Consider the following 26,098-nt stretch of genomic DNA (forward strand, 5'->3'; position numbering starts at 1 on the left):
CGATGGACGAGGTGACCCGGATTCCGGTCGGCGGCGAGCGGCCGTACGACGTCTTGGTGGGACGTGACCTGCTGGGCGCGCTGCCTGGCCTGCTGCCCGGCGCGACCCGGGTGGCGGTGCTGCACGCGCCTCCGCTCAAGGGCCTCGCGGACGCGCTCGGCGAGCGGCTGCGCGCCGCCGGCGTCGAGCCACTGCCGATCGAGGTGCCCGACGCCGAGTCGGGCAAACACATCGAGGTGGCCTCCGCCTGCTGGGATCGGCTCGGAGCGACCGGCTTCACCCGTACCGACGCGGTGGTCGGGGTGGGCGGCGGCGCGGTGACCGACCTGGCCGGCTTCGTCGCGGCCTGCTGGTTGCGGGGAGTGCGCTGGGTGCCGGTGGCGACCTCGCTGCTGGGCATGGTCGACGCCGCGGTGGGCGGCAAGACGGGCATCAACACGGCCGCCGGCAAGAACCTGGTGGGCGCGTTCCACCCGCCGGTCGGGGTGTTGGCCGACCTGGCCACGCTGGACAGCCTGCCCGCGGTCGACCTGGCGGCCGGGTTGGCCGAGGTCGTCAAGTGCGGGTTCATCGCCGACCCGACGATCCTGGATCTCATCGAGGATGATCCGGCGGCGGCCACCGACCCCGGTGGGCCGGTGAGCCGGGAGCTGATCGAGCGGGCGATCCGGGTCAAGGCCGACGTGGTCTCCGGCGACCTGCGCGAGTCGGGCCTGCGGGAGGTGCTCAACTACGGTCACACCCTGGCCCACGCCATCGAGCAGAACGAGGGCTATCGCTGGCGGCACGGTCACGCCGTCGCCGTCGGTCTGGTGTACGCGGCCACGCTGGCCCGCCGCGCCGGGCGACTGGACGCGCCGACCGCCGACCGGCACCGGGTCACGTTGAGCGCGCTGGGCCTGCCGGTGAGCTACCCGGCCGACGCCTGGCCGCAGCTGTTGGCCGCGATGCGGGTGGACAAGAAGGCCCGGGGCAGCCGGCTGCGCTTCGTGGTCCTCGACGGGCTGGCCCGCCCGGCGATGTTGGAGGGCCCGGACGACGCGTTGCTGGAGGCCGCCTACCAGGAGCTGGTGATCCCGTGAAGGTCTATGTCCTCAACGGGCCGAACCTGGGCCGGCTGGGCACCCGTGAGCCCGACGTGTACGGCGCGACCACCTACGCCGACCTGGTGGCGCTCTGCGAGAGCACCGGTCGGGAGTTGGGGCTGGACGTGACGGTCCGGCAGACCGACGCCGAGCACGAACTGCTCGGCTGGCTGCACACGGCCGCCGACGAGGCCGCCGCGGTGGTGCTCAACCCGGCCGCCTGGTCGCACTACTCGTACGCCGTGCGGGACGCCTGCGCGATGCTGCGCGGGCCGCTGGTGGAGGTGCACATCTCCAACATCCACACCCGCGAGGAGTTCCGGCACCATTCGGTGGTGTCGGCGGTGGCGACGGGGGTGATCTGCGGTCTGGGCATCGACGGCTATCGCCTCGCCCTGCACCATCTGGCCGCCCGCGGAGAGCCCGCCCCGAGCGGGGACGGGGCGATTCGACGCAGCTAGTAGACTCGTAGGGTCTGTCCGCCAATTGATGATCAAGGCAGGAAATGGCCTCCACCAACGACCTCAAAAACGGCCTGGTACTCAACCTGGATGGCGAGCTTTGGGCCGTCGTCGAGTTCCAGCACGTCAAGCCCGGTAAGGGTGGTGCCTTCGTGCGCACCACGCTGAAGAACGTGCTGTCCGGGAAGGTGGTCGACAAGACCTTCAACGCGGGCACCAAGGTCGAGACCGCGACCGTTGACAAGCGCACGATGCAGTACCTGTACGCCGACGGCGAGGACTTCGTCTTCATGGATCTGGAGACCTTCGACCAGATCACCGTGCCCGGTGGCACCGTTGGTGAGGCAGCCAACTACCTGCTGCCCGAGGCGGAGGCGACCGTCGCCCAGCACGAGGGTGTGCCGCTCTACATCGAGCTGCCCACCAGCGTCGTGCTGGAGGTCACCTACACCGAGCCGGGCCTGCAGGGCGACCGTTCGACCGGCGGCACCAAGCCGGCGACCGTGGAGACCGGCGCCACCGTGCCGGTTCCGCTGTTCATCACCACCGGCGAGAAGATCAAGGTCGACACCCGCGACGGCCGTTACCTCGGCCGCGCCTGATGGCTGAGGGCGCCAAGCAGCAGATGCCGGCGCGCCGCAAGGCGCGCAAGCGGGCGCTGGATGTCCTCTACGAGGCCGACCTACGGGACAAGCCTCCGGTGGAGGTGCTCGCTGGCTACGTGCAGCGGATCGAGCAGCCCCGGCCGGAGCATCTGGGCTACGCGGTGGGCCTGGTCGAGGGTGTTGCCGAGCACCTCAACCGGATCGACGAGCTGATCGCCAGCTACGCCGAGGGTTGGACGCTGGAGCGGATGCCGGTCGTGGACCGTAATCTGGCCCGGATCGCCGTCTACGAGTTGCTCTACGTCGACGAGATCGACGACGCGGTGGCGATCAGCGAGGCGGTGGAGTTGGCCCGGCAGATGTCGACCGACGATTCGCCGCGCTTCCTCAACGGGGTGCTCGGCCGGATCGCCGAGTACGCCACCCGCTGAGCGTCACACACCCGCAGCATCGAAAGGGCCCGTGCCCGGTGGCACGGGCCCCTTCGATGCTGCGACAGCTCAGGGGGGGAAGAACGCCCCGGGGTCGGCCACCAGCACGCCGTGCTCGGTGAGCCGCTCGATCAGACCCGACGGTGAGGCGTCGTAGACGATCGCGAGCGCCCGCAGGTCGTCGGCGCGGATGGAGAGCACCCGACCGTTGTAGTCGCCGCGCTGCTGCTGGATGGCGCGGGCGTAGCGGGCCACGTAGGCCAGGTCCTCGGAGGCCTCGTCGTAGAGCCGCTCCAGGTCCAGGACAATCTTGCTGGTGGGCTCGTGACGGACGCCACTGCCGTCAGGCAGCAACTCCGAGACGGGTACGCGGTAGAACTCGGCCAGCTCGGCCAGACGGGACACCGTCACGGCCCGGTCGCCACGCTCGTACGAGCCGACCACCACGGCCTTCCACCGCCCATTCGACTTCTCCTCCACACCCTGCAGGGAGAGACCCTGCTGCTGGCGGATGGAGCGCAGGCGGGCGCCCAGAGACTTGGCGTATTCAGAGGGCATTCGGACACTCCCAGTGCTGCTCGGGGTTCTCCCGTCGATCGCTACGGAGCGTGACGGTACGGGGAATGCGACACGTGGTCAAGTGGTCGTGACCCTACCGTTGGGGAGCGTGCGGGAAGTTATCCCCCTTTCCGGTGCCTGACCCGATGGTCAGCAGCCGCCGTCCATCACCCCGGTGACCACTGGTAACGTGGCGGAAGCCCCGGCCCAGGTCTGCTCAGCTGTCCGGCCGGAGGTGCCCGACATCCTTTAACGACCCGTCCCGTGAGGCGGGGAAGGAGGTCCGCCGTGGCATACCCACCGGCTGCCCGCTCGTCACCACCGCGACAACCCTCGGTGAAGGTGATCCTCGACACCGCCGACGTGCAACGCGTGGTCGACCGCATCGCCCACCAGATCCTGGAGAAGACCCAGGGCGCCGCGAACACGGTGCTGCTGGGGATCCCCACCCGGGGCACCCCTCTCGCCCGGCGGCTCGCCGACCGGATCAGCACCTTCGAGGACGTCGCCGTTCCGGTCGGTGTGCTCGACATCACGCTGTACCGCGACGACCTCCGTCGGCATGCCACCCGCGCGGTGGGTCCGACCGAGCTGCCGCCCGGCGGGATCGACGGCAAACGGATCATCCTGGTCGACGACGTGCTCTTCTCCGGCCGCACCGTCCGGGCCGCGCTCGACGCGCTCAACGACGTGGGCCGTCCGGCGTCGGTGCAACTCGCCGTCCTGGTCGACCGGGGTCACCGGGAGCTGCCGATCCGCGCCGACTACGTCGGCAAGAACATCCCGACGTCGCTCGCCGAGAGCGTCAGGGTGACGCTCGCCGAGACCGACGGAACGGACGAGGTCAGGCTCTACGGGGGGACCACCTCATGATCAAGCATCTGCTCTCCGGCGGGGACCTGGACGCCGACACCGCCACCGAGATCCTCGACACCGCCGCCGAGATGGCCACCGTCGCCGGCCGGGAGATCAAGAAGCTTCCCGCGCTGCGGGGCCGGACCGTGGTGAACCTCTTCTACGAGGACTCCACGCGTACCCGGATCTCCTTCGAGGCGGCGGCGAAGCGGCTCAGCGCCGACGTGATCAACTTTTCCGCCAAGGGGTCCAGCGTCGCCAAGGGCGAGAGCTTGAAGGACACCGCGTTGACCCTGCAGGCCATGGGCGCGGACGCCGTGGTCGTCCGACATCCCGCCTCCGGCGCGCCGCACCGCCTGGCCAACTGGGTGGACGGTTCGGTGGTGAACGCCGGTGACGGCACCCACGAGCACCCCACCCAGGCGCTGCTCGACGCGTACACCATGCGGGCCCGGCTGGGCCGGCTCGCCGGCCTGTCGGTCGCGGTGGTCGGGGACGTGCTGCACTCCCGGGTCGCCCGTTCCAACGTGCTGCTGCTCTCCACCCTCGGTGCCAAGGTCACCCTGGTGGGCCCGCCGACCCTCATCCCGGTCGACATCGCGGGCGCCCTCGCGCCCGGCACCGACGTCTCCTACGACCTCGACTCCGTCCTGCCCAACGTGGACGTGGTGATGATGCTGCGGGTGCAGCGGGAACGGATGAACGACTCCTACTTCCCCTCCGCCCGCGAGTACGCCCGCCGCTACGGGCTGGACGGGCCGCGGATGCGTCGGCTGCCCGAGCACGCGATCGTCATGCACCCCGGCCCGATGAACCGGGGGATGGAGATCACCGCCGAGGTCGCCGACTCGCCCCGCTCCACCATCGTCGAACAGGTCACCAACGGGGTCTCCGTGCGGATGGCTGTCCTTTACCTGCTGCTCGGAGGGAACAACCGGTGACCGCGTACCTGATCACCAGCGTGAGTGTCGTCGGCGCCGCGCCGACCGACCTGCTGATCCGCGACGGCGTGATCGCCGAGGTCGGGCCCGGCCTGACCGCGCCGGACGCCACAGTCGTCGACGGCACCGGCCTGGTCGCCCTGCCCGGCCTCGTCGACCTGCACACCCACCTGCGCGAGCCCGGTCGGGAGGACGCCGAGACCGTCGAGTCCGGTTCCCGGGCGGCGGCGCTCGGCGGTTACACAGCGGTCTGTGCGATGGCCAACACCTCCCCGGTGGCGGACACCGCCGGTGTGGTCGAGCAGGTCTGGCGGCTCGGCCGGGAAGCCAACCTGGTCGACGTGCAGCCGATCGGCGCGGTCACCGTCGGGCTGGCCGGCGAGCGGCTGGCCGAGCTGGGCGCGATGGCCGACTCGGCGGCCCGGGTGCGGATCTTCTCCGACGACGGGCACTGCGTCGCCGACCCGAAGCTGATGCGCCGGGCCCTGGAGTACGTCAAGGCGTTCGACGGGATCATCGCCCAGCACGCCGAGGAGCCCCGGCTCACCGAGGGCGCCCAGATGCACGAGGGTGAGGTCTCCACCCGCCTCGGCCTGATCGGCTGGCCGGCGGTCGCCGAGGAGGCGATCATCGCCCGGGACGTGCTGCTCGCCGAGCACGTGGGCAGCCGACTGCACGTCTGCCACGTCTCCACCGCCGGCAGCGTCGAGGTGCTTCGCCAGGCGAAGGCCCGCGGGGTACGCGTCACCGCCGAGGTCACCCCGCACCACCTGCTGCTCACCGACGAGCGCGCCGAGACCTACGACCCCGTCTTCAAGGTCAACCCGCCGCTGCGGACGGCCGCGGACATCACCGCGCTGCGCGCCGCCCTCGCCGACGGGGTGATCGACGTGATCGCCACCGACCACGCCCCGCACGCGGTGGAGGACAAGGAGTGCGAGTGGGCGTACGCCCGGCCGGGCATGCTCGGTCTGGAGACGGCCCTCTCCATCGCGCTGGACGTGCTCGGTCCCGAGTGGGATCTGATCGCCGAGCGGATGTCGCGCACCCCCGCACGGATCGCCGGCCTCACCGGGCACGGCGTCGACCCCGCGCCGGGTGTGCCGGCGAACCTGACCCTGATCGACCCGGCCGCCCGCCGCACCATCGAGCCGGCGGAGTTGGCCAGTCGCAGTCGCAACACCCCGTACGCCCGCATGACGCTGCCAGGTCGCATCGTGGCGACCTTCCTGCGCGGCGAGCCGACGGTCCTGGACGGAAAGGCTGTCAAGTGAGTAAGCGCAGACCCGCGATCCTGGTGCTGGAGGACGGACGCACCTTCCCCGGTGAGGCGTACGGCAGCGTCGGGGAGACCTTTGGCGAGGCGGTCTTCAACACCGGCATGACCGGTTACCAGGAGACGCTGACCGACCCGTCCTACCACCGTCAGGTGGTGGTGCAGACCGCGCCGCACATCGGCAACACCGGCGTCAACGGCGAGGACGACGAGTCCGCCCGGATCTGGGTGGCCGGGTACGTCGTGCGCGACCCGGCCCGGATCGGCTCGAACTGGCGGGCGACCGGCGGTCTTGAGGACCGCCTCGCCACCGAGGGTGTCGTCGGCATCAGCGGGGTGGACACCCGGGCGCTGACCCGGCACCTGCGCGAGCGGGGCGCCATGCGGGTGGGCATCTCCAGCGTCGACAACGACCCGCAGAGCCTGCTGACCCGGGTCCGCGAGGCGCCGCAGATGCTCGGCGCGGACCTGTCCGCCGAGGTGAGCACCGCCGAGCCGTACGTCGTCGAGGCCCTGGGCGAGCACCGGTTCACGGTGGCCGCGCTGGACCTGGGCATCAAGCGCAACGTGCCGCGCCGGCTGGCCACCCGCGGGGTGACCACCCACGTGCTGCCGGCGTCGTCGACCATCGACCAGATGCTCGCCACCGGCGCCGACGCGATCTTCCTGTCGCCGGGCCCGGGCGACCCGGGCACCGCCGACGCCCCGGTGGCGCTGGCCCGGGAGGCGCTGCGGCGGGAGGTGCCGCTGTTCGGCATCTGCTTCGGCAGTCAGATCCTCGGTCGGGCGCTCGGCTTCGGCACCTACAAGCTGGGCTACGGCCACCGGGGCATCAACCAGCCGGTGCTCGACCGGGCCACCGGCAAGGTCGAGGTGACCAGCCACAACCACGGCTTCGCGGTCGACGTGTCGGGCCGCGACCAGCGGCTCGGCGCGGTGCGGGTGCCGGGCGCGGGTGCCGGCGCGGTCGTCCCCGACCAGGTAATCGACACCGACTTCGGTGGCGTACGGGTGTCGCACGTCTGCCTCAATGACAACGTGGTCGAAGGGCTGCGGGCTGTGGACCTGCCCGCGTTCACCGTCCAGTACCACCCGGAGGCCGCGGCCGGCCCGCACGACGCGGACTACCTTTTCGACCGATTCGCCGATTTGATCGAGGGTCGGACCCACAGCAAGGGGCGCAGCAATGCCTAAGCGGACCGACCTCAAGCACATCCTCGTGATCGGCTCCGGGCCGATCGTCATCGGGCAGGCCTGCGAGTTCGACTACTCCGGCACCCAGGCCTGCCGGGTCCTGCGCAGCGAGGGGATCCGAGTCAGCCTGGTCAACTCCAACCCGGCCACGATCATGACGGACCCGGAGTTCGCCGACGCGACCTACGTCGAGCCGATCACCCCGGAGTTCGTGGAACTGGTCATCGCCAAGGAGCGCCCGGACGCGATCCTCGCGACCCTCGGTGGGCAGACCGCGCTGAACACGGCCGTCGCCCTGCACGAGGGCGGTGTCCTGGAGAAGTACGGCGTGGAGCTGATCGGCGCGAACATCGACGCCATCAACCGCGGCGAGGACCGGCAGCTGTTCAAGGAGATCGTGGCGAAGGCCGGCGTACGCCTCGGTGTCGAGGACCCGACCGGGCTGGTGCCCCGCTCCCGGGTCTGCCACTCGATGGACGAGGTCGAGGCGACCGTCGCCGAGCTGGGCCTGCCGGTGGTGATCCGGCCGTCGTTCACCATGGGCGGCCTGGGCTCCGGCATGGCGCACACCCCGGAGGACCTGGCCCGCATCGCCGGCGACGGCCTCTCCGCCAGCCCGGTGCACGAGGTGCTCATCGAGGAGAGCGTGCTCGGCTGGAAGGAGTACGAGCTTGAGCTGATGCGCGACCGGCACGACAACGTGGTGGTGGTCTGCTCGATCGAGAACATCGACCCGATGGGTGTGCACACCGGCGACAGCGTCACCGTCGCCCCGGCGATGACGCTCACCGACCGGGAGTACCAGCGCCTGCGTGACCTGGGCATCGCCGTGCTGCGCGAGGTCGGGGTGGACACCGGCGGCTGCAACATCCAGTTCGCGGTCAACCCGGTCGACGGCCGGATCGTCGTGATCGAGATGAACCCCCGGGTGTCGCGGTCCTCGGCACTGGCCTCCAAGGCGACCGGTTTCCCGATCGCGAAGATCGCCGCCAAGCTCGCCATCGGCTACACCCTCGACGAGATCCCCAACGACATCACCCTGAAGACCCCGGCGGCGTTCGAGCCGTCGCTCGACTACGTGGTGGTCAAGATCCCCCGGTTCGCGTTCGAGAAGTTCCCCGGCGCGGACCCGGAGCTGACCACCACGATGAAGTCGGTGGGCGAGGCGATGAGCCTCGGGCGCAACTTCACCGAGGCGCTGAACAAGGCGATGCGCTCGATGGAGACCCGGTCATCTGGTTTCTGGACCATTCCGGACCCGGAGGGCGTCACGCTCGCGGACACCCTGGCCGCGCTGCGCATCCCGCACGACGGTCGGCTGTACACGGTGGAGCGGGCGCTGCGCCTCGGCGCGTCGATCGCCGAGGTCGCCGAGGCGTCCGGCGGCATCGACCCGTGGTTCCTCGACCAGATCGCCGCGCTGATCGAGCTGCGCGCCGAGATCGTCGACGCGCCGGTGCTCGACGCCGACCTGCTGCGCCGCGCCAAGCGGGCCGGCCTGTCCGACCGGCAGCTCGCCGCGCTTCGCCCGGAGCTGGCCGCCGAGGACGGCGTACGGACCCTGCGGCACCGCCTCGACGTGCGCCCGGTCTACAAGACCGTGGACACCTGCGCGGCCGAGTTCGAGGCGACCACGCCGTACCACTACTCGACGTACGACCTGGAGACCGAGGTCGTGCCCTCGGACCGGCCCAAGGTGCTGATCCTGGGCTCCGGCCCGAACCGGATCGGGCAGGGCATCGAGTTCGACTACTCCTGCGTGCACGCGGTGCAGGCGTTGCGGTCGGCCGGCTACGAGACCGTGATGGTCAACTGCAACCCGGAGACGGTCTCCACCGACTACGACACCGCCGACCGCCTCTACTTCGAGCCGCTGACCTTCGAGGACGTGCTGGAGGTCTGGCACGCGGAGGACTCGTCCGGCCGGGCGGCCGGCGGGCCGGGCGTGGTCGGGGTGGTCGTACAGCTCGGCGGGCAGACCCCGCTCGGGCTGGCGCAGCGGCTCAAGGACGCCGGTGTGCCGATCGTCGGCACCTCGCCGGAGTCGATCCACCTGGCCGAGGAGCGGGGCGCGTTCGGCGCCGTGCTGGCCCGCGCCGGGCTGCGCGCGCCGTCGCACGGCATGGCCACCTCGTACGACGAGGCCAAGGCGATCGCCGACGAGATCGGCTACCCGGTGCTGGTCCGGCCGTCGTACGTGCTGGGCGGTCGGGGCATGGAGATCGTCTACGACGACCCGACGCTGCGCGACTACATTGGTCGGGCCACCGACATCTCCCCGGACCACCCGGTGCTTGTCGACCGGTTCCTCGACGACGCCATCGAGATCGACGTGGACGCGCTCTGCGACGCCGACGGTGAGGTCTACATCGGCGGCGTGATGGAGCACATCGAGGAAGCCGGCATCCACTCCGGTGACTCGTCCTGCGCGCTCCCGCCGATCACCCTGGCGGGCTCGCACCTGGTCGAGGTCCGCCGCTACACCGAGGCCATCGCCCGTGGTGTCGGCGTCCGCGGCCTGCTCAACGTGCAGTACGCCCTCAAGGACGACGTGCTCTACGTGCTGGAGGCCAACCCGCGCGCGTCGCGGACCGTCCCGTTCGTCTCCAAGGCCACGGCGGTGCCGCTGGCCAAGGCGGCGGCCCGGATCGCGCTCGGGGCGAGCATCGCCGAGTTGCGCGCCGAGGGTCTGCTGCCGGCGACGGGGGACGGAGGCACCATGCCCGCGGACGCGCCGGTCGCGGTCAAGGAGGCGGTGCTGCCGTTCAAGCGCTTCCGGACCCGCGCGGGCAAGGGGATCGACTCGCTGCTGGGGCCGGAGATGAAGTCGACCGGCGAGGTGATGGGCATCGACACCAACTTCGGGCACGCCTTCGCCAAGAGCCAGTCGGCCGCGTACGGGTCGCTGCCGACCGCCGGGAAGATCTTCGTCTCGGTGGCCAACCGGGACAAGCGGGGCATGATCTTCCCGATCAAGCGGCTGGCCGACCTGGGCTTCGAGATCGTCGCCACCGCCGGCACGGCCGAGGTGCTGCGCCGGCACGGCATCGCCTGTGAGCAGATCCGTAAGCACTACCAGGCCGGCGCGGGCGACGACGCGGTGTCGCTGATCGGTGGCGGCCACGTGGCGCTGGTGATCAACACGCCGCAGGGCTCGGGTGCCAGTGCCCGCTCCGACGGCTACGAGATCCGCAGCGCGGCCGTCACCGCGGACATTCCCTGCATCACCACGGTTCCCGGCGCGGCGGCGGCGGTCATGGGCATCGAGGCGCGAATCCGCGGCGACATGCAGGTCCGTCCCCTGCAGGACCTGCACGCCACCCTGCGGGCGGCCCAGTGACCCTGTTCGAGCAGGCGGTACGGCCGTGGTTGTTCCGGCTTGGTGGCGGGGACGCCGAGGCGGCGCACGAGTGGACGTTGCGGCGGTTGGCGACTCTGTCGCGACGCCCGGCCGCGCTCGCCGCGCTGCGGGCCCGGTACGCGGTCGACGCTCCGCGCACGGTGTTCGGGGTGCGGTTCCCCAACCCGGTCGGGTTGGCCGCGGGCATGGACAAGGACGGCGCGGCTCTGCCGGCCTGGCCGGCGCTCGGCTTCGGTTTCGTGGAGGTCGGCACTGTCACCGCGCACGCCCAGCCGGGCAACCCCCGGCCCCGGCTGTTCCGGCTGCCGGCCAGCGAGGCGGTTGTCAACCGGATGGGCTTCAACAACGCCGGGGCCGCCGCGTTGGCCGCCCGGCTGGCGGCGCTGCCGCGCCCGCTCGGGGTGCCGCTGGGCATCTCGCTGGGCAAGTCCAAGGTGACCCCGCTCGACGAGGCGGTCGAGGACTACCTCGCCTCCTACCGGGCGCTGCGGGGGCACGGTGACTACTTCGCCGTGAACGTGTCCTCACCGAACACCCCGGGCCTGCGGTCGTTGCAGGACCGCGCCCACCTGGACGCGCTGCTCGGCGCGTTGGTGGGGGAGAAGCCGGTGCTGGTCAAGATCGCACCGGACCTGACCGAGGCGGCGATCGCCGAGCTGCTGGAGGTCTGCCTGGCCCGGGGCGCCGCCGGGGTGATCGCCACCAACACCACCCTGTCTCGCGACGGGCTCGCCGGCGTGGACGTCGAGCGTGGCGCGCAGGCCGGTGGCCTCTCCGGTAGGCCGCTCACCGCGCGGGCCCGCGACGTGGTCGCCTTCGTGCACGCCGAGACCGACGGCCGGCTGCCGATCATCGGCGTCGGCGGTGTGTTGGACCCGGACGACGCGGCGCGGATGTTCGATGCCGGCGCCGCCCTGGTGCAGCTCTACACCGGCTTCATCTACCGGGGCCCGGCCCTGGTCCGCGCCGCCGCCCGGGCCGCCGCCCGCGCGACTGCCACGTCAGCGGCTCCGGATCACGTCGCGGGTCGGTGACCGCCCGCGACACGGTGTTGGCGGCGGCGGGGGAGGCCGAGATGCTCCGCCCCGCCGCCGCACGCGGCAAGGTCGCGCTTGATCCTGGATGTAGTGGCCTCGCTCGCGCCGGAGGCCACTACATCCTTGTTCGAGCACGATCTTGCGGTCGGACCCGACCGAGCACGATCTTGCGGTCGGACCCGACCGACACGGCACGAGCGCGACCCGCACGGCGCGCGCGACGCCGCCGGCGGACATTGGCCGTCCGGACCGCTTGAGGCGCAGAGGAGTTACCCGTGACACCCGAGGAGATTCTGGCCGCGGACCGGGCCCACGTCTGGCACCCGTACGCCGCGTTGCCGCCAGCCAGCCCGCCGTACCTGGTGCAGAGCGCCGAGGGCGTACGGCTGCGGCTGGCCGACGGGCGGGAGCTGGTGGACGGGATGTCGTCCTGGTGGGCGGCGATCCACGGGTACCGGCACCCGGTGCTGGACGCGGCGGTGACCGACCAGCTCGGTCGGATGAGCCACGTGATGTTCGGCGGGCTGACCCACGAGCCGGCGGTGCGGCTCGCCCAGACGCTGGTCGAGCTGACCCCGGACGGCCTGGAGCACGTGTTCCTGGCCGACTCCGGCTCGGTCAGCGTCGAGGTGGCGGTGAAGATGTGCCTGCAGTACCAGCGGGCCGTCGGCCGGCCCCAGCGGCGCCGGCTGGCGACCTGGCGGGGCGGCTACCACGGCGACACGTTCCACCCGATGAGCGTCTGCGACCCGGAGGGCGGAATGCACCACCTCTGGGGCGACGTGCTGCCCCGGCAGGTGTTCGCCCCGGTGCCGCCGGGCGGCTTCACTGATCCGCCCGACGACGCGTACGTGGCGGCGTTGGTGGAGACGGTCGAGCGGTACGCCGACGAACTGGCCGCCGTGATCGTCGAGCCCGTCGTCCAGGGCGCCGGCGGGATGCGCTTCCACCACCCGGGTTACCTGCGGGTGCTGCGTGAGGTGACCCGCGCGCACGGGATTCTGCTGATCTTTGACGAGATCGCCACCGGCTTCGGTCGTACCGGTGAGATGTTCGCCGCCGGGCACGCCGGGGTGACGCCGGACGTGCTGTGTGTGGGCAAGGCGCTGACCGGCGGGTACCTGACCCTCGCGGCGACCCTGTGCACCCCGGAGATCGCCCGGGGCATCTCGGTGACCGGCGTGCTGGCGCATGGGCCCACGTTCATGGGCAATCCGCTGGCCTGCGCGGTGGCGAACGCCTCCATCGGGCTGCTGCGGGCCGGAGACTGGGCCGGCCAGGTCGCCAGGGTCGGCGCCGGCCTGCGCGCCGGCCTGGAGCCCCTGCGCGGCACGCCGGGCGTGGCCGACGTACGGGTACTCGGTGCGATCGGCGTGGTCCAGCTCGATCACGAGGTCGACCTCGCCGCGGCCACCGCCGCCGCGGTGGCCCAGGGGGTGTGGCTGCGTCCGTTCCGCGACCTGATCTACACGATGCCGCCGTACGTCACCGACGACGTCGACCTGGCCCGTATCGCGAGCGGGGTGGCGGCGGCGGTGGCGGCTGGCTGAGTCGACCCGGTCACCGGGTCGACGGTTACCCGGGCGGGGCAGCCGTCCGGACGAGGAGAGGGGAACACTGGTGATGGAGAGCTTCGGTACCCGGCTGCACCGGGCGATCACCGAGCGGGGCCCACTGTGTGTGGGCATCGACCCGCATCCGGGTCTGCTGGCCCAGTGGGGCCTTCCGGACGACGTGCACGGACTCGACCAATTCAGCCGAACAGTCGTCGAAGCGCTCGGTGACCGGGTTGCGGTAGTCAAGCCTCAGTCGGCCTTTTTCGAGCGGTTCGGGTCCCGAGGTGTGGCGATTCTTGAGTCAACTATCCGACAGTTACGAGATGCCGGCTCGCTCGTTCTGCTCGACGTCAAGCGTGGCGACATCGGCTCGACGGTGAGCGCGTACGCTGCGGCGTACCTCGACCCATCCAGTCCTGTCTATGTCGACGCGGTCACCGCGAGCCCCTACCTCGGCGTCGGCTCGCTGGCGCCGATGTTCGAGTTGGCCGCCAAGCACGGCGGCGGGGTGTTCGTGCTGGCCCTCACCTCCAACCCCGAGGGCGCGGCCGTGCAGCGGGCCGTCACGGCCGACGGCCGCACCGTGGCGCAGACCGTGATCGACGAGATTTCCCAGCTCAACAGGGGTGCGACCCCGCTTGGGAGCTTCGGTCTGGTGGTCGGCGCGACCATCGGCGACACCGGTCACGACCTATCCGGGGTGGGGGGCCCACTGCTCGCTCCGGGGCTCGGCGCGCAGGGTGCCGGCGCAGCCGATCTGCGTACCGTCTTCGGTTCGAGCCTCGCCTCGGTGCTCCCGTCGTACTCCCGGGAAGTGCTCTCCGCGGGCCCCGACGTGGCCGCGCTGCGGGCCGCCGCGGACCGTGTGTTGGCCGACTGCCGGGCCGTCCTGCCTGCCCGGTGACTGACTGACGGGTCGGTCACTCTACGGTGATCATGCGGCCCCCACGTTGCCGAAAGCTCCGTTGGCCGCTAGTTTTCCCCGCGCTGGGAACCATGGACCCCTTGGTTCACAGCGACACCACGTTTCACAGATGCGGCGGTGCGCCCCGCCCGCCGCGATAGGGACCTGAGGAGAACTGGTGCCGCTCCCGTCACTGACCCCCGAACAACGCGCTGCCGCGCTCGAGAAGGCCGCGGAGATCCGCAAGGCCCGTGCTCAGCTGAAGGAGCAGCTCAAGCAGGGCAAGACCACCCTTGGTGCCGTGCTTGAGCGGGCCGAGAGCGACGACGTCGTCGGCAAGCTCAAGGTGTCGGCCGTCCTGCAGGCCATGCCGGGCATCGGCAAGATCCGGGCTACCCAGATCATGGAGAAGCTCAAGATCGCCGACAGCCGTCGCCTGCGTGGCCTCGGCGAGCAGCAGCGCAAGGCACTGCTTGGAGAGTTCGCCGCCAACTGAACCTGGCAGCGTGTAGAAACAAGCAGTGAGCACGGATGACGAGGCGCGCCCGGCGGCTCGGCTCACTGTCCTGGCTGGACCTTCGGGTGCCGGCAGGGAGAGTGTCGTCGAGCTCGTCCGGGCGCGTTCTCCGTCCGTGTGGATCCCGGTCGCGGCGACCACCAGGCCGCGCCGGGAGTCGGAGGTCGACGGGGTGGACCGCGTCTTCCTCGCCCCCGCCGAGTTCGATCGCCGGATCGACGCCGGCGAGCTGCTGGAGTGGTCCCGGATCGGTTCGCACCGCCGGGGCACCCCGTACCCGCCGCTGCGCGCCCGGCTCGACGCCGGGCAGCCGGTGCTGCTCCCGCTCGACCTGCGCGGCGCCCCACTGGTCCGCGCGCGCCTGCCGGATGTCCGGCTGGTGCTGCTGAGCCCACCCGGGTACGCGCCGGACGACACGGTGGCCGGCACCGTCGAGCACACGCTGACCCACGACCACACCGAACGGGTGGTTGAAGAGCTGGTAGGCTTACTCGGTTCTTCTTATCCGGATCCGGCCTGGTCGCGCGTGCGTGGCTGACGGCCGGCCGCCGTTGAGACTCAGCACCGCGTCCGCGCGGCTCGAAAGACGCAGAGGTTAATTCGTGGGATCCATCGCCAACCCCGAAGGCATCACCAACCCGCCGATCGACGAGCTCCTCGAGAAGACGACGTCGAAGTACGCGCTGGTCATCTTCGCCGCCAAGCGCGCGCGCCAGGTCAACGCCTACTACAGCCAGCTCGGTGAGGGTCTGCTGGAGTACGTCGGTCCGCTCGTCGAGACCACCCCGCAGGAGAAGCCCCTCTCGATCGCCATGCGCGAGATCAACTCGGGCCTGCTCACCGCCGAGCCGACCGACCAGCCGTAAGCCCCCGCTGGCCGATGTCCGCCTCGATCGTCCTCGGGGTCGGCGGCGGCATCGCCGCCTACAAGGCGTGCGAGCTGCTGCGACTCTTCACCGAATCGGGTCACCGGGTTCGGGTCGTGCCAACCGCGTCGGCGCTCCGGTTCGTTGGAGCGCCGACCTGGGCCGCGCTCTCCGGTCAACCCGTCGCCGACGACGTCTGGACCGACGTCCACGAGGTGCCGCACGTCCGGCTCGGTAAGCAGGCCGACCTGGTGGTGGTCGCGCCGACCACCACCGATCTGCTCGCCAAGGCCGCGCACGGCCTCGCCGACGACCTGCTGACCAACACCCTGCTGACCGCCCGCTGCCCGGTCCTGCTGGCCCCGGCCATGCACACCGAGATGTGGGAGCACCCCGCCACCGTGGCCAACGTCGCGACGCTGCGCTCCCGGGGGGTGCGGGTCATCGAGCCCGCCGTTGGCCGGCTCACCGGCGCCGACACCGGCAAGGGTCGGCTGCCCGACCCGGCGGAGATCTTCGCCGTCGCCAGTCGGCTCCTGTCCCGTGGTGACTCCGCCCCCGCCGACCTGGCCGGTCGCCGGGTGGTCATCACCGCCGGTGGCACCCGCGAACCCCTGGACCCGGTCCGCTTCCTGGGCAACCGCTCGTCGGGCAAGCAGGGGTACGCGTTCGCCCGCGCGGCTGTCGCCCGGGGTGCCCGGGTCACCGTGATCGCGGCCAACGTCGACCTCGCCGACCCGGCCGGCGTCGACCTGATCCGGGTGGGCACCACCGCCGAGCTGCGGGAGGCGACCGTCAAGGCCGCCGTCGACGCCGACGCGGTGGTAATGGCGGCGGCTCCGGCCGATTTCCGGCCCGCGACGTACGCGCCTGGCAAAATCAAGAAGTCGGACGACGGCGTCGCGCCCACCATCGAGCTCGTCACGAACCCGGACATCGCGGCGGAGCTCGGCCAGCGCAAACGACCGGAGCAGGTGCTGGTGGTGTTCGCCGCCGAGACCGGCGATGCCGAGGCCAACGGCCGGGCGAAACTCGCCCGGAAGCGGGCCGACCTGATTGTGGTCAACGAGGTCGGTCCAAACCTGGTCTTCGGGGCCGACACCAACACGGTGACGGTCATCGGCGCGGACGGTTCGGTCAGCCGGCTGCCCGAGCAGGCCAAGGAAGCGGTGGCCGACGCCGTCTGGGATCTCGTCGTGGCGCGGCTGCCCGGCCGCTCCTGACGGGTGGAACAGGGCGCGACCGATCCCGACACCGGCCGCAGTGGTGATTAGACTGCCGCGGAACGACCTCACACGCTTAGGAGTGCCGTGACACGCCGTCTCTTCACGTCCGAATCGGTCACGGAAGGCCACCCGGACAAGATCGCTGACCAGATCAGCGATGGCATCCTCGACGCGCTGCTGACCGAGGACCCCCACAGCCGCGTGGCGGTGGAGACCATGATCACCACCGGTCAGGTGCACATCGCCGGTGAGGTGACCACCAAGGCGTACGCCGACATCCCGACGATCGTCCGCCGGACCATTCTCGACATCGGCTACGACTCGTCGAAGAAGGGCTTCGACGGCGCCTCCTGCGGGGTCAGCGTCTCCATCGGCGCACAGTCCGAGGACATCGCGCAGGGTGTGGACAACGCCTTCGAGCTGCGGACCGGGGCGTCGGAGAGCGCGCTGGACGCGCAGGGCGCCGGCGACCAGGGCATGATGTTCGGCTTCGCCTGCTCCGAGACGCCCGAGCTGATGCCGCTGCCGATCGCGCTGGCCCACCGGCTGGCCCGCCGCCTCTCGGCGGTGCGCAAGGACGGCACGATCCCGTACCTGCGGCCGGACGGCAAGACCCAGGTCACCATCGAGTACGAGGGGCTGCGCCCGGTCCGGCTGAACACGGTGGTCGTGTCCAGCCAGCACGCCGCCGACATCTCGCTGGACTCGCTGCTCACCCCGGACGTGCGCGACCACGTGATCGCCCCGGAGCTGGAGAGCCTCGGCCTGGACACCGACGGCTACCGGCTGCTGGTCAACCCGACCGGCCGGTTCGAGATCGGCGGCCCGATGGGTGACGCCGGGCTGACCGGCCGCAAGATCATCGTCGACACCTACGGCGGGTACGCCCGCCACGGCGGCGGCGCGTTCTCCGGCAAGGACCCGTCCAAGGTGGACCGCTCGGCCGCGTACGCGATGCGCTGGGTGGCCAAGAACGTGGTCGCCGCCGGCCTGGCCGAGCGGTGCGAGGCGCAGGTCGCCTACGCCATCGGCAAGGCCCACCCGGTGAGCCTCTTCATCGAGACGTTCGGCACCGAGACCGTGCCCGTCGCCTCGATCGAGAAGGCCGTCACCGAGGTGTTCGACCTGCGTCCGGCCGCGATCATCCGGGACCTCAACCTGCTCCGCCCGATCTACCAGCAGACCGCCGCGTACGGCCACTTCGGCCGGGAGCTGCCGGACCTGAGCTGGGAGAGCACCGACCGGGCCGCCGACCTCAAGTCGGCCGCGGGAGCCTGACCGCCACCAAGCGCAGCGACCGGCGACCCGCGGATGGGTCGCCGGTCGCGCGCGTCTGCGTGGATGTTCCGCTGGCGCACCTGGACCGGCCTTTCGACTACCTGGTGCCGGCGGAGCTGGACGAGGTGGCGGTGCCCGGTACCCGGGTGAAGGTGCGCTTCGCCGGGCAACTCGTCGACGGGTGGTTGCTGTCGCGCGCCGACGACTCCGGGCACACCGGCCGCCTCGCGTACCTGGAGAAGGTGGTCTCGCCGGAGCCGGTGCTGGCCCCCGAGATCGCCCGGCTGGCCCGGGCGGTCGCCGACCGGTACGCGGGCAGCCTCGCCGACGTGCTCCGGCTCGCCGTGCCGCCCCGGCACGCGCGGGTGGAGAAGGAGCCCCACGACGACCAGCCCGCCCCGGCGCCCCCCACCGAGGCGGTCGACCCGCGCGGGTGGCGCGACTACCCGACCGGCCCGGCCCTGCTGCGCGCGCTCACCGACGGCCGGGCGCCCCGCGCGGTCTGGTCGGCGCTGCCCGGTGAGGACTGGGCGGCCCGCTACGCCGACGCGGTGGCGGCCACCGTCGCCGGTGGGCGCGGCGCGGTGGTCGTGGTGCCCGACGCGCGTGACCTGGACCGCCTCGACGCCGCCCTCACCACCGTGCTCGGCCCGGGGCGGCACGTCACCCTCTCCGCCGCCCTCGGTCCGGCCCGGCGGTACCGGGCGTTCCTCGCCGCTCGCCGGGGCCAGGTGCCGGTGGTGATCGGCACCCGGGCGGCGATGTTCGCCCCGGTGGCCCGACTCGGCCTCGTCGCCATCTGGGACGACGGTGACGATCTGCACTCCGAGCCCCGGGCGCCCTACCCGCACGCCCGCGACGTGCTGCTCACCCGTGTCCACCTCGCCGAGGCCGGCGCGCTGGTCGGCGGCTACGCCCGTACGGCCGAGGGGCAGCTGCTGGTGGAGACCGGCTGGGCTCGGGAGGTGGTCGCCGACCGGGGCACCGTGCGGTCCCGGATCCCGGCCATCGCGCCGACCGGGGACGACCCCCAACTGGCCCGTGACCCCGGGGCCGCCACCGCCCGACTGCCCAGCCTGGCCTGGACGGCCGCCCGCGACGCGCTCCGCCAGGACCTGCCGGTGCTGGTGCAGGTGCCCCGACGCGGTTACCTGCCGTCGATCTCCTGCGCCGAGTGCCGCACTCCGGCCCGCTGCGCGCACTGTGCCGGCCCGCTCGCGCTGCCCTCGGCCGGCGGCACCCCGGCTTGCCGGTGGTGCGCCCGGGTGGCGGCCGCGTACGCCTGCCCGCAGTGCGGTGGGCGGCGGCTGCGGGCCGCGGTGACCGGCGCCCGGCGGACCGCCGAGGAGCTGGGCCGGGCGTTCCCCGGCGTCCCGGTGCGCACCTCGGGGCGCGAGGAGGTGCTGACCGAGGTGCCCGGTGGCGCCGCCCTGGTGGTGGCCACCCCGGGCGCCGAACCGGTCGCCGAGGGCGGCTACGGCGCGGTGCTGCTGCTCGACTCGTGGGCCCTGCTGACCCGGGCCGACCTGCGCGCCGGGGAGGAGGCGCTGCGCCGCTGGCTGGCGGCGGCGGCCCTGGCTCGTCCGGCGCCGGCCGGTCGGGTGGTGGTGGTCGCCGACGGCGCGCTCGCCCCCGTGCAGGCGCTGCTGCGCTGGGACGCCGGCTGGTTCGCCGGCCGGGAGTTGGCCGAGCGCCGCGAGCTGGGCTTCCCACCGGCCGTACGGATGGCGAGCGTCACCGGCGCGGCCGAGGCGGTGGCGGATCTGCTGGCCGCGGCCCGGCTGCCGGACGACGCGGAGGTGCTCGGGCCGGTGCCGGCCGAGGAGGGGCGGGAGCGGATGTTGGTTCGGGTGCCGCGGGCCCGGGCTGCCGCGCTCGCTGAGGCGTTGCACTCGGCCGCCGGTGCTCGGGCCGCCCGCAAGGCCGCCGATCCGGTTCGTCTCCAGGTCGATCCGCTGAGCCTGTTCTGAGGAGTTTCGGCCGGTCCCGACGGTGGCTGGCCTCGCCGGCCGCGGTTGCCCTCGCACACCGCGTCCGGCAGAGCGGTGGCATCCGAGTGGTAGCATCGCCCGTCATGCCGAGGCGTACGACGGGCTCCCGATCACGGGGGAGCGTCAGAGGCGCCGAGCTGGAGCCGCCGCGGGATGACGCGGGGACGGCAGGAACGCGTCGGTCGGGCGCGGGGGTCGATATGTCAATGAGCCGGTGATCAGGGGTGGACCAGTCGTGACCGTTGGACAATCGATCGTCTTCAACGGCGACCTCGGCAGCGGCAAGAGCACCGTGTCGGTCGAGATCGCCAAGCGGCTCGGCATGCGCCGGGTCAGCGTGGGGGACCTCTACCGGGAGATGGCGCAGCAGCGGCAGATGACCGCGCTGCAGCTCAACCTGCACGCCGAGCTCGACCAGGCCGTCGACGGCTACGTCGACCAGCTCCAGCGGGACATCGCCGCCTCCGGTGAGCGCCTCATCATGGATTCCCGGCTGGCCTGGCACTTCTTCACCGACGCGCTCAAGGTGCACATGATCACCGAGCCGGGTGAGGCGGCCCGCCGGGTGCTCGCCCGTCCGTCCGGGCCGGCGGAGAGCTACGCCTCCCTGGAGGAGGCCAAGGCCAAGCTCCGTGAGCGCAGCGCGAGCGAGCGCAGCCGGTTCATCATCCGTTACGGGGTGGACAAGGCCCGGCTGCGCAACTATGACCTGATCTGCGACACCACGCGGGCGTCCGCCGGCGAGGTGATCGAGCACATCGTGGCCGCGTACGAGGGCACCCTCGGCGCCGAGGTGCTGCGCGACGCGCCGCCGCTGCTGCTGCTGGACCCGGCCCGGGTCTACCCGACCGAGGACATCGCCACCCTGCGGGGTCTGTGGGACACCGACTTCGTCGGTGACGTGGCCGAGGCCGGCGACGAGGCCCTCGAACCGTTGAAGATCGGGTTCACCGGCGAGTACTTCTTCGTCGTCGACGGTCACCGCCGCCTCAGTGCTGCGCTGCAGAACGGGTTCTCCCTGGTCCCGGCCCAGTTGGTCGCCGAGGTCGACGAGCCGGTCGTGGGTGGGATGACCGCTATCGACTACTTCGCCGCCCAGGTGCGCCCCGGCCTGATCTACGACTGGGAGGCGGCTCACAAGATCCAACTGCCGCTGCCCGAGCCCGCGCTGCTCCGTGGTGACGCGGTCCTCGCGGGAGACCCGGGCGCCAGCGTCTGACCCAGCGCGAGGCCGGGCCGACGCGCGGGGTACGCGCGCCGGCCCGGCCACCGAGTCGCACGGCGGTCGCCGAGACGCCTCAGCCGAGGACGACGCCCGAGGCGCCGACGCCGGCCATGCCGGAGAAGATGTCCTCGTAGTAGAACCGCCAGGCGCAGACCCGACCGGTGGTCACGTAGCCGGTACAGCCGACTGTGGTGTTGGTGTCGTCGATGGCGGTGTTGGTGCCGGTCGCCCAGACCTGGAGGGTGTTCGCCGCGTTCACGATCTGCACCGGGCCGCCGCTGTCGCCCTGACCGACGGCGTTGGTGCGGGCGGTGTTCTCCGCCTGCACCTGACCGCAGACCGTGCCGAAGTTGCGGACGTTGATGCAGAGGTTGCGGGCCTTCACCTGGATCGAGCAGCGGGTGCCGGAGTACGCGCCGGAGGTGCACACGAAGTTGCCGACCTGGCTGGCCGACGCGCCGATCACCTGGTTGCTGAACTCACTGACCACCGCGCCGGCGGCGGTGGTGCTGTTGTTGAAGATCCGACCGCCCGAGCTGCCGGCGAGGACCAGGGTGTCGCTGCTGACGTTGCGGCTGACGACGTTGCCGATCGGCTGCCCGGTCGGGTCGGTCGCGAGGACGTTGAGGTTGGCGCAGTGCGCGGCGGACAGCATCCGCGCCACCCCGCCGTGGAACACCCCGAAGCCGGTCGAGCAGCCGCCACCGGTGGCGGAGTTGCGCCAGGCGGCGCCGCCCCACCACGGTGAGGTGTCGTCCCACCGGGTCGCGGGCGCGGCGGCGACGCCGGTCTGCACGGTCACCGGTACGCCGGCCAGAGCCGCCGCGCCGAGTAGCCCGTCCTGCGTGCCGACGAGCAGGCCGGCGCCGTCGGCGCGCGGACCGACCGTGGTGATCTTGTTGCCGGCCGCGGCCCGCAACCGGTCGGCCGCGGCGGTGAGTTCCCGCTGTGAGTACGCGGCGGGCAGCACCTGGGTGGCGACGGTGGCCCGGGCGGTGGCCACCAGGTTGGCGGGCGGCTCCCCCTTCCAGTAGACCTGGAGTTGGCGGGTGGTGGGGTCGGCGACGATGCCGGCGAAACCGGAGTTCGCGCTGCGCTGTGCCGCGTTGGTGATCCGCGCGGCGGCGGTGTTCATGCGCTGCTGCAACCGGAGCAGCTCCGACCAGGAGGCGAAGCCGCCGGGCACCGGTGTGCTGTCGACGAAGGATCCGGTGGTGGTGGCCTTGCCGCCCGGTGCGGCGGCGGCCGGGGTGGCGGTCAGGCCCGCGGTGAGCAGCGTGAGACCGATCGCGGTGACGGCGATGCGACGCAGCATCGCCACGGGGCGTCGGGCGGTCGGGTGTGGACGGATCATCGGGTACCTCTTCCCCCAGGTGTCGTGGAGCGGGCCGTGCCCGCACCAGGACGGTGGCAGGGGCGTCGGCGTCGCGGGGCGGATCCTGGACGGGGCTGGACACCGTTGGACACCGCCGGACGGCGAACGGTCCGCAGTGGAACTGTCAGACATTGGCAACCGTCTATCGAGTGGTGCGGAGCTGGAATTACTCTGCCCGTGCGTATCCGGGGGGCCGGATGACCGGGGTGGGGGCCGCATGTCTGACCAGTGGGTACCATCCGGCACTCGTCAGACGTCAGACGGGTCGCCCGGAGCGTTCGAGTTGGCCCGCGCGGGCGTCGAGGCGCAGACCCTTCCGGAGCTGGCCGGGTTGCTCCGCCAACTGCGTCGCCGTGAAGCCCGTCAGCAGGGCGAGACCCTGCTGACGTACCGGCAGTTGGCCGCGAAGACCGGCTGGTCGCGCGGGATCATCGGGGAGTACTTCGCGGGCAACATCCTGCCGCCGCCGGATCGGTTCGACGTCCTCATCCGACTGCTCGGGGCGACCCCCGCCGAGCAGGGGGTGCTGGCCACCGCGCGCGACCGGGTCGAGGAGCGACGTCGACGCCCAAACCGGGACCACGCGACCACGGGGCGGGCGGTCGCGCGGGCCAGGGCCGGCGGCCCGCGCACCGGTACGACGTCCCCCCGGTTCCCGGTGCCCCGCCAACTGCCCCCGGCGCTGCCCGGGTTCGTCGGCCGCGTGACCCAACTCGCGCAGCTCGATGCCGAGTGCGCCGGCGCCGTGGCGTCCGGGGACGACGGCATGGCGTCGGTCACCGTCCTGACGTTGTCCGGCACCGCCGGGGTCGGCAAGACGACCCTCGCCGTCAACTGGGCGCACCGGGTCGCCGATCGCTTCCCGGACGGTCAGCTCTACGTCGACCTGCGCGGATTCGACTCCACCGGGACGGTGGTGACCGCCGTCGAGGCGGTTCGAGGCTTCCTGGAGGCCCTCGGCGTGCCGCCCGAACGCATCCCGACCCACCTGAGTGCCCAGGTGGGGCTCTACCGCAGCCTGCTCGCCGGCCGTCGGATGCTGGTGCTGCTGGACAACGCCCGCGACGCCGACCAGGTTCGGCCCCTGCTGGTCGGCAGCCCGAGCTGCCTGGTCCTGGTCACCAGCCGCAACCGGCTCGCCGGCCTGGTCGCCGCCGACGGCGCCCGGCCGATCGGCGTCGACCTGCTCAGCCCCGCCGAAGCCTGGCAACTGTTGGCCCGGCGGCTCGGCGCGGAGCGGTTGGCGGCCGAGCCGGAGGCGGTGGACGAGATCATCGAACGGTGCGCGCGGCTGCCGCTGGCGCTGGCCGTGCTCGCCGCGAGAGGTGCGGAGAAGCCGGCGTTCCCACTGGCCGTCCTCGCCGCCGAACTGCGGGCGGCACCGCGACCACTCGACTCGTTCGACGGTGGGGACGCCGGCACCGACGTGCAGGCCGTCTTCTCCTGGTCGTACCGGAACCTGAGCCCGGAGGCAGCCCGGCTGTTCCGGCTCATCGGCTGCCATCCCGGACCGGACATCGGGTTCGCCGCGGCGGCCAGTCTGGCCGGACTGCCCCGGGGTCAGGTGCCCCGACTGCTGGCGGAGTTGGCCCACGCCCACCTCGTCACCGAGCACGCCCCCGGCCGGTTCGGCGCGCACGACCTGCTCCGGGCGTACGCGGCCGAGCAGGTCGAACGGCTCGAACCGGCGCCGGCCCGGCGGGCGGCGATCCGACGTGGGCTGGACCACTACCTGCACACCGCGCACGCGGCGGCGCTGCTGCTGCAACCGGGCCGGGATCCGGTCACCCTCGCCGCCGCCGCGCCCGGCGTGGTGCCCGAGGAGATCAGCGACCACGGTCAGGCGCTCGCCTGGTTCGCCGCAGAGTATCCGGTGCTGCTGGCGGCGGTCGCCCACGCGAGGCGGGCCGGGTTCGACGGCCACGCGTGGCAGCTGGCCTGGACACTGGTGGACTTCCTGCAACGTCGAGGACGTTGGCCGGACCTGGCCGTGGCCCAGCGCAACGCGCTGGCCGGGGCGCAGCGGGCCGACGACCGACCCGGGCAGGCGAACGCCCACCGCGACCTCGCCCGGGTGCTGTCCCGGCTGGGTCGGGTGAACGAGGCGGCGAGGAACTACCGCCAGGCCCTGGCGATCTTCGCCGAGTTGGGTGATCACACCGGTCAGGCGCGTACCCACCGGGCGTTCGGCGCGATGCTCGACGGGCTCGGCCGGCACGCCGAGTCGCTGGAGCAGAGCGAGCGTGCCCTGGCGCTGTACCGGGCCGCCGGCCACGTCGCCGGGGAGGCCAGCGCCCGCAACGCGGTGGGTTGGGCGCACGCCCAGCTCGGCCAGTACGGGCCGGCGCTCAGGCACTGCCGGGAGGCGTTGGCGTTGCTGCGGACGACAGGTGACCGGCACGGTGAGGCGAACACCTGGGACAGCCTCGGCTTCATCCACGCCCGGCTGAGCGACCACCGCGCGGCGATCCGCTGTTTCCAGCGGGCGCTCGGGCTGTACCGGCGGGTCAGCGACCGCTACGACGAGGCGGACACCCTGTCCCGGCTCGGCGAGAGCCGCCAGGCGGTGGGGGACGCCGCCGGCGCTGGGCGCACCTGGCGACGGGCCCTGGGCATCCTCGACGAACTCGGCCACCCGGACGCGGAGCGGGTGCGTGACCTGTTGGCCCGGCAGCCCCTCCGGTGACGCTGGGCACACCGGCGGTGGTTGATCGAGGTGCGCCGCCCGGCGTCCGGCCGGGCACTCCGTAGACTGGTACGGCACCGCTCGTCCACCCGAAGAAGGAGCCGTCCCGCGTGACCGTCCAGCCCATCCGTCTGTTTGGGGATCCGGTGCTGCGCACGCCGGCCGATCCGGTGGTCGACTTCGACGCCGAGCTACGTCGGCTCGTCGCCGACCTCACCGACACGATGCGTGAGCAGAACGGCGCCGGCCTGGCCGCGCCGCAGCTCGGTGTGAGCCTGCGGGTGTTCACCTTCGACGTCGACGACGTCCTCGGGCACCTGATCAACCCGGTGCTGGAGTTCCCCGACGAGGAGGAGCAGGACGGCCCCGAGGGCTGCCTGTCGATCCCCGGGCTCTACTTCGACACCAAGCGTCGGCAGAACGTCGTCGCCAAGGGCTTCAGCTCGTTCGGCGACCCGATGCAGATCGTCGGCACCGGTCTGATGGCGCGTTGTGTGCAGCACGAGACCGACCACCTCGACGGGGTGCTCTTCCTGGACCGACTGGACGCCGAGGGGCGCAAGGAGGCCATGAAGGCGATCCGCCAGGCCGAGTGGTACGACGCGGCGGCCCCGCCCACGGTCAAGCTCAGCCCGCACATCAGCGATCCCTTCGGTCTGGGGCGATGACC

The 26,098-nt window shown here is 72.2% G+C and carries 23 protein-coding genes; 21 read left to right on the forward strand and 2 right to left on the reverse strand.

What is annotated here, in order from left to right; translation table 11 throughout:
• Window positions 1-2: 2 nt before the first annotated feature.
• The 4 genes from aroB to nusB are packed head-to-tail and all read left to right on the forward strand — an operon-like array spanning window position 3 to window position 2,582.
• Complete coding sequence (gene aroB / locus V6U86_RS23740; protein ID WP_334506605.1) at window positions 3-1,082, forward strand: 3-dehydroquinate synthase; 1,080 nt, start codon at window positions 3-5, stop codon at window positions 1,080-1,082.
• Window positions 1,079-1,546: a type II 3-dehydroquinate dehydratase gene (gene aroQ, locus V6U86_RS23745; RefSeq protein WP_334506607.1), complete on the forward strand. Its 468-nt coding sequence runs from the start codon at window positions 1,079-1,081 to the stop codon at window positions 1,544-1,546. Before aroB ends, aroQ begins: the two co-directional genes overlap by 4 nt.
• Before the next feature lie 44 nt (window positions 1,547-1,590).
• Window positions 1,591-2,148: an elongation factor P gene (gene efp / locus V6U86_RS23750; protein WP_007458344.1), complete on the forward strand. Its 558-nt coding sequence runs from the start codon at window positions 1,591-1,593 to the stop codon at window positions 2,146-2,148.
• A gap of 23 nt (window positions 2,149-2,171) precedes the next feature.
• The gene (nusB, locus tag V6U86_RS23755; RefSeq protein ID WP_184188983.1) at window positions 2,172-2,582 is read left to right on the forward strand and encodes a transcription antitermination factor NusB; all 411 of its coding nucleotides are present in this window, start codon (window positions 2,172-2,174) and stop codon (window positions 2,580-2,582) included.
• A 69-nt stretch (window positions 2,583-2,651) separates the two neighbouring features.
• Here nusB and bldD read toward each other — a convergent pair whose 3' ends face one another.
• Window positions 2,652-3,140, reverse strand: a complete 489-nt coding sequence (bldD, locus tag V6U86_RS23760) for a transcriptional regulator BldD (RefSeq protein WP_334506612.1) — start codon at window positions 3,138-3,140, stop codon at window positions 2,652-2,654.
• A gap of 288 nt (window positions 3,141-3,428) precedes the next feature.
• On the opposite strand from bldD, the gene pyrR reads away from it, so the two are divergent.
• From pyrR to V6U86_RS23835, 15 genes are all read left to right on the forward strand, one after another.
• Window positions 3,429-4,013: a bifunctional pyr operon transcriptional regulator/uracil phosphoribosyltransferase PyrR gene (gene pyrR, locus V6U86_RS23765; RefSeq protein ID WP_334506614.1), complete on the forward strand. Its 585-nt coding sequence runs from the start codon at window positions 3,429-3,431 to the stop codon at window positions 4,011-4,013.
• Window positions 4,010-4,936 (forward strand): aspartate carbamoyltransferase catalytic subunit, encoded by a 927-nt coding sequence (locus V6U86_RS23770; RefSeq protein ID WP_334506616.1) that lies wholly within the window; start codon window positions 4,010-4,012, stop codon window positions 4,934-4,936. Before pyrR ends, V6U86_RS23770 begins: the two co-directional genes overlap by 4 nt.
• Entirely contained in the window at window positions 4,933-6,210 is a 1,278-nt protein-coding gene (locus tag V6U86_RS23775) for a dihydroorotase (RefSeq protein ID WP_334506618.1), read from the forward strand. Before V6U86_RS23770 ends, V6U86_RS23775 begins: the two co-directional genes overlap by 4 nt.
• Entirely contained in the window at window positions 6,207-7,406 is a 1,200-nt protein-coding gene (gene carA, locus V6U86_RS23780) for a glutamine-hydrolyzing carbamoyl-phosphate synthase small subunit (protein ID WP_334506620.1), read from the forward strand. The genes V6U86_RS23775 and carA overlap by 4 nt, the downstream gene beginning before the upstream one ends.
• Window positions 7,399-10,746 carry a carbamoyl-phosphate synthase large subunit gene (gene carB / locus V6U86_RS23785; protein ID WP_334506622.1) on the forward strand — a complete coding sequence of 1,116 codons (3,348 nt, stop codon included), beginning with the start codon at window positions 7,399-7,401 and terminating at the stop codon, window positions 10,744-10,746. Before carA ends, carB begins: the two co-directional genes overlap by 8 nt.
• Window positions 10,743-11,801: a quinone-dependent dihydroorotate dehydrogenase gene (locus V6U86_RS23790; protein WP_334506624.1), complete on the forward strand. Its 1,059-nt coding sequence runs from the start codon at window positions 10,743-10,745 to the stop codon at window positions 11,799-11,801. The genes carB and V6U86_RS23790 overlap by 4 nt, the downstream gene beginning before the upstream one ends.
• A 278-nt stretch (window positions 11,802-12,079) precedes the next feature.
• Window positions 12,080-13,354 carry an adenosylmethionine--8-amino-7-oxononanoate transaminase gene (locus tag V6U86_RS23795; protein ID WP_334506626.1) on the forward strand — a complete coding sequence of 425 codons (1,275 nt, stop codon included), beginning with the start codon at window positions 12,080-12,082 and terminating at the stop codon, window positions 13,352-13,354.
• A 73-nt stretch (window positions 13,355-13,427) separates the two neighbouring features.
• Complete coding sequence (pyrF, locus tag V6U86_RS23800; protein WP_334506628.1) at window positions 13,428-14,264, forward strand: orotidine-5'-phosphate decarboxylase; 837 nt, start codon at window positions 13,428-13,430, stop codon at window positions 14,262-14,264.
• Between the two features lie 178 nt (window positions 14,265-14,442).
• Window positions 14,443-14,760, forward strand: coding sequence for an integration host factor, actinobacterial type (gene mihF, locus V6U86_RS23805; RefSeq protein ID WP_030335662.1), 318 nt, complete (start codon window positions 14,443-14,445; stop codon window positions 14,758-14,760).
• Window positions 14,761-14,785: 25 nt separating this feature from the next.
• Window positions 14,786-15,319, forward strand: a complete 534-nt coding sequence (locus tag V6U86_RS23810; RefSeq protein ID WP_334506632.1) for a guanylate kinase — start codon at window positions 14,786-14,788, stop codon at window positions 15,317-15,319.
• Window positions 15,320-15,383: 64 nt separating this feature from the next.
• A complete protein-coding gene (gene rpoZ / locus V6U86_RS23815) occupies window positions 15,384-15,647 on the forward strand; it encodes a DNA-directed RNA polymerase subunit omega (RefSeq protein ID WP_030335666.1) in 264 nt (87 codons plus the stop codon).
• Between the two features lie 14 nt (window positions 15,648-15,661).
• Window positions 15,662-16,870 (forward strand): bifunctional phosphopantothenoylcysteine decarboxylase/phosphopantothenate--cysteine ligase CoaBC, encoded by a 1,209-nt coding sequence (gene coaBC / locus V6U86_RS23820; protein WP_334506640.1) that lies wholly within the window; start codon window positions 15,662-15,664, stop codon window positions 16,868-16,870.
• An 87-nt stretch (window positions 16,871-16,957) separates the two neighbouring features.
• Window positions 16,958-18,151: a methionine adenosyltransferase gene (gene metK, locus V6U86_RS23825; RefSeq protein ID WP_334506641.1), complete on the forward strand. Its 1,194-nt coding sequence runs from the start codon at window positions 16,958-16,960 to the stop codon at window positions 18,149-18,151.
• Window positions 18,148-20,121, forward strand: coding sequence for a primosomal protein N' (locus tag V6U86_RS23830; protein WP_442935001.1), 1,974 nt, complete (start codon window positions 18,148-18,150; stop codon window positions 20,119-20,121). Before metK ends, V6U86_RS23830 begins: the two co-directional genes overlap by 4 nt.
• 256 nt (window positions 20,122-20,377) lie before the next feature.
• A complete protein-coding gene (locus V6U86_RS23835; protein ID WP_334506645.1) occupies window positions 20,378-21,361 on the forward strand; it encodes an AAA family ATPase in 984 nt (327 codons plus the stop codon).
• Window positions 21,362-21,440: 79 nt separating this feature from the next.
• Here the strand turns inward: V6U86_RS23835 and V6U86_RS23840 are convergent, their stop codons facing one another.
• Window positions 21,441-22,721: a hypothetical protein gene (locus V6U86_RS23840; RefSeq protein ID WP_334506647.1), complete on the reverse strand. Its 1,281-nt coding sequence runs from the start codon at window positions 22,719-22,721 to the stop codon at window positions 21,441-21,443.
• Between the two features lie 238 nt (window positions 22,722-22,959).
• Here V6U86_RS23840 and V6U86_RS23845 point away from each other — a divergent pair, with 238 nt between their 5' ends.
• Complete coding sequence (locus tag V6U86_RS23845) at window positions 22,960-25,428, forward strand: ATP-binding protein (RefSeq protein ID WP_334506649.1); 2,469 nt, start codon at window positions 22,960-22,962, stop codon at window positions 25,426-25,428.
• Between the two features lie 110 nt (window positions 25,429-25,538).
• A complete protein-coding gene (gene def / locus V6U86_RS23850) occupies window positions 25,539-26,096 on the forward strand; it encodes a peptide deformylase (protein WP_334506651.1) in 558 nt (185 codons plus the stop codon).
• Window positions 26,097-26,098: the final 2 nt, after the last annotated feature.

The organism is Micromonospora sp. CPCC 205558, assembly GCF_036902955.1.
Classification (GTDB): domain Bacteria; phylum Actinomycetota; class Actinomycetes; order Mycobacteriales; family Micromonosporaceae; genus Micromonospora.

Excerpts from the sequence above, each read along its gene's own strand:
- nusB (WP_184188983.1), top strand. The coding sequence starts at position 2,172 with ATGCCGGCGCGCCGCAAGGCGCGCAAGCGGGCGCTGGATGTCCTCTAC.
- carB (WP_334506622.1), top strand. The coding sequence starts at position 7,399 with ATGCCTAAGCGGACCGACCTCAAGCACATCCTCGTGATCGGCTCCGGG.
- pyrF (WP_334506628.1), top strand. The coding sequence starts at position 13,428 with ATGGAGAGCTTCGGTACCCGGCTGCACCGGGCGATCACCGAGCGGGGC.
- V6U86_RS23840 (WP_334506647.1), bottom strand. The coding sequence starts at position 22,721 with ATGATCCGTCCACACCCGACCGCCCGACGCCCCGTGGCGATGCTGCGT.
- V6U86_RS23845 (WP_334506649.1), top strand. The coding sequence starts at position 22,960 with ATGTCTGACCAGTGGGTACCATCCGGCACTCGTCAGACGTCAGACGGG.
- bldD (WP_334506612.1), bottom strand. The coding sequence starts at position 3,140 with ATGCCCTCTGAATACGCCAAGTCTCTGGGCGCCCGCCTGCGCTCCATC.
- V6U86_RS23770 (WP_334506616.1), top strand. The coding sequence starts at position 4,010 with ATGATCAAGCATCTGCTCTCCGGCGGGGACCTGGACGCCGACACCGCC.
- efp (WP_007458344.1), top strand. The coding sequence starts at position 1,591 with ATGGCCTCCACCAACGACCTCAAAAACGGCCTGGTACTCAACCTGGAT.
- aroB (WP_334506605.1), top strand. The coding sequence starts at position 3 with ATGGACGAGGTGACCCGGATTCCGGTCGGCGGCGAGCGGCCGTACGAC.
- coaBC (WP_334506640.1), top strand. The coding sequence starts at position 15,662 with ATGTCCGCCTCGATCGTCCTCGGGGTCGGCGGCGGCATCGCCGCCTAC.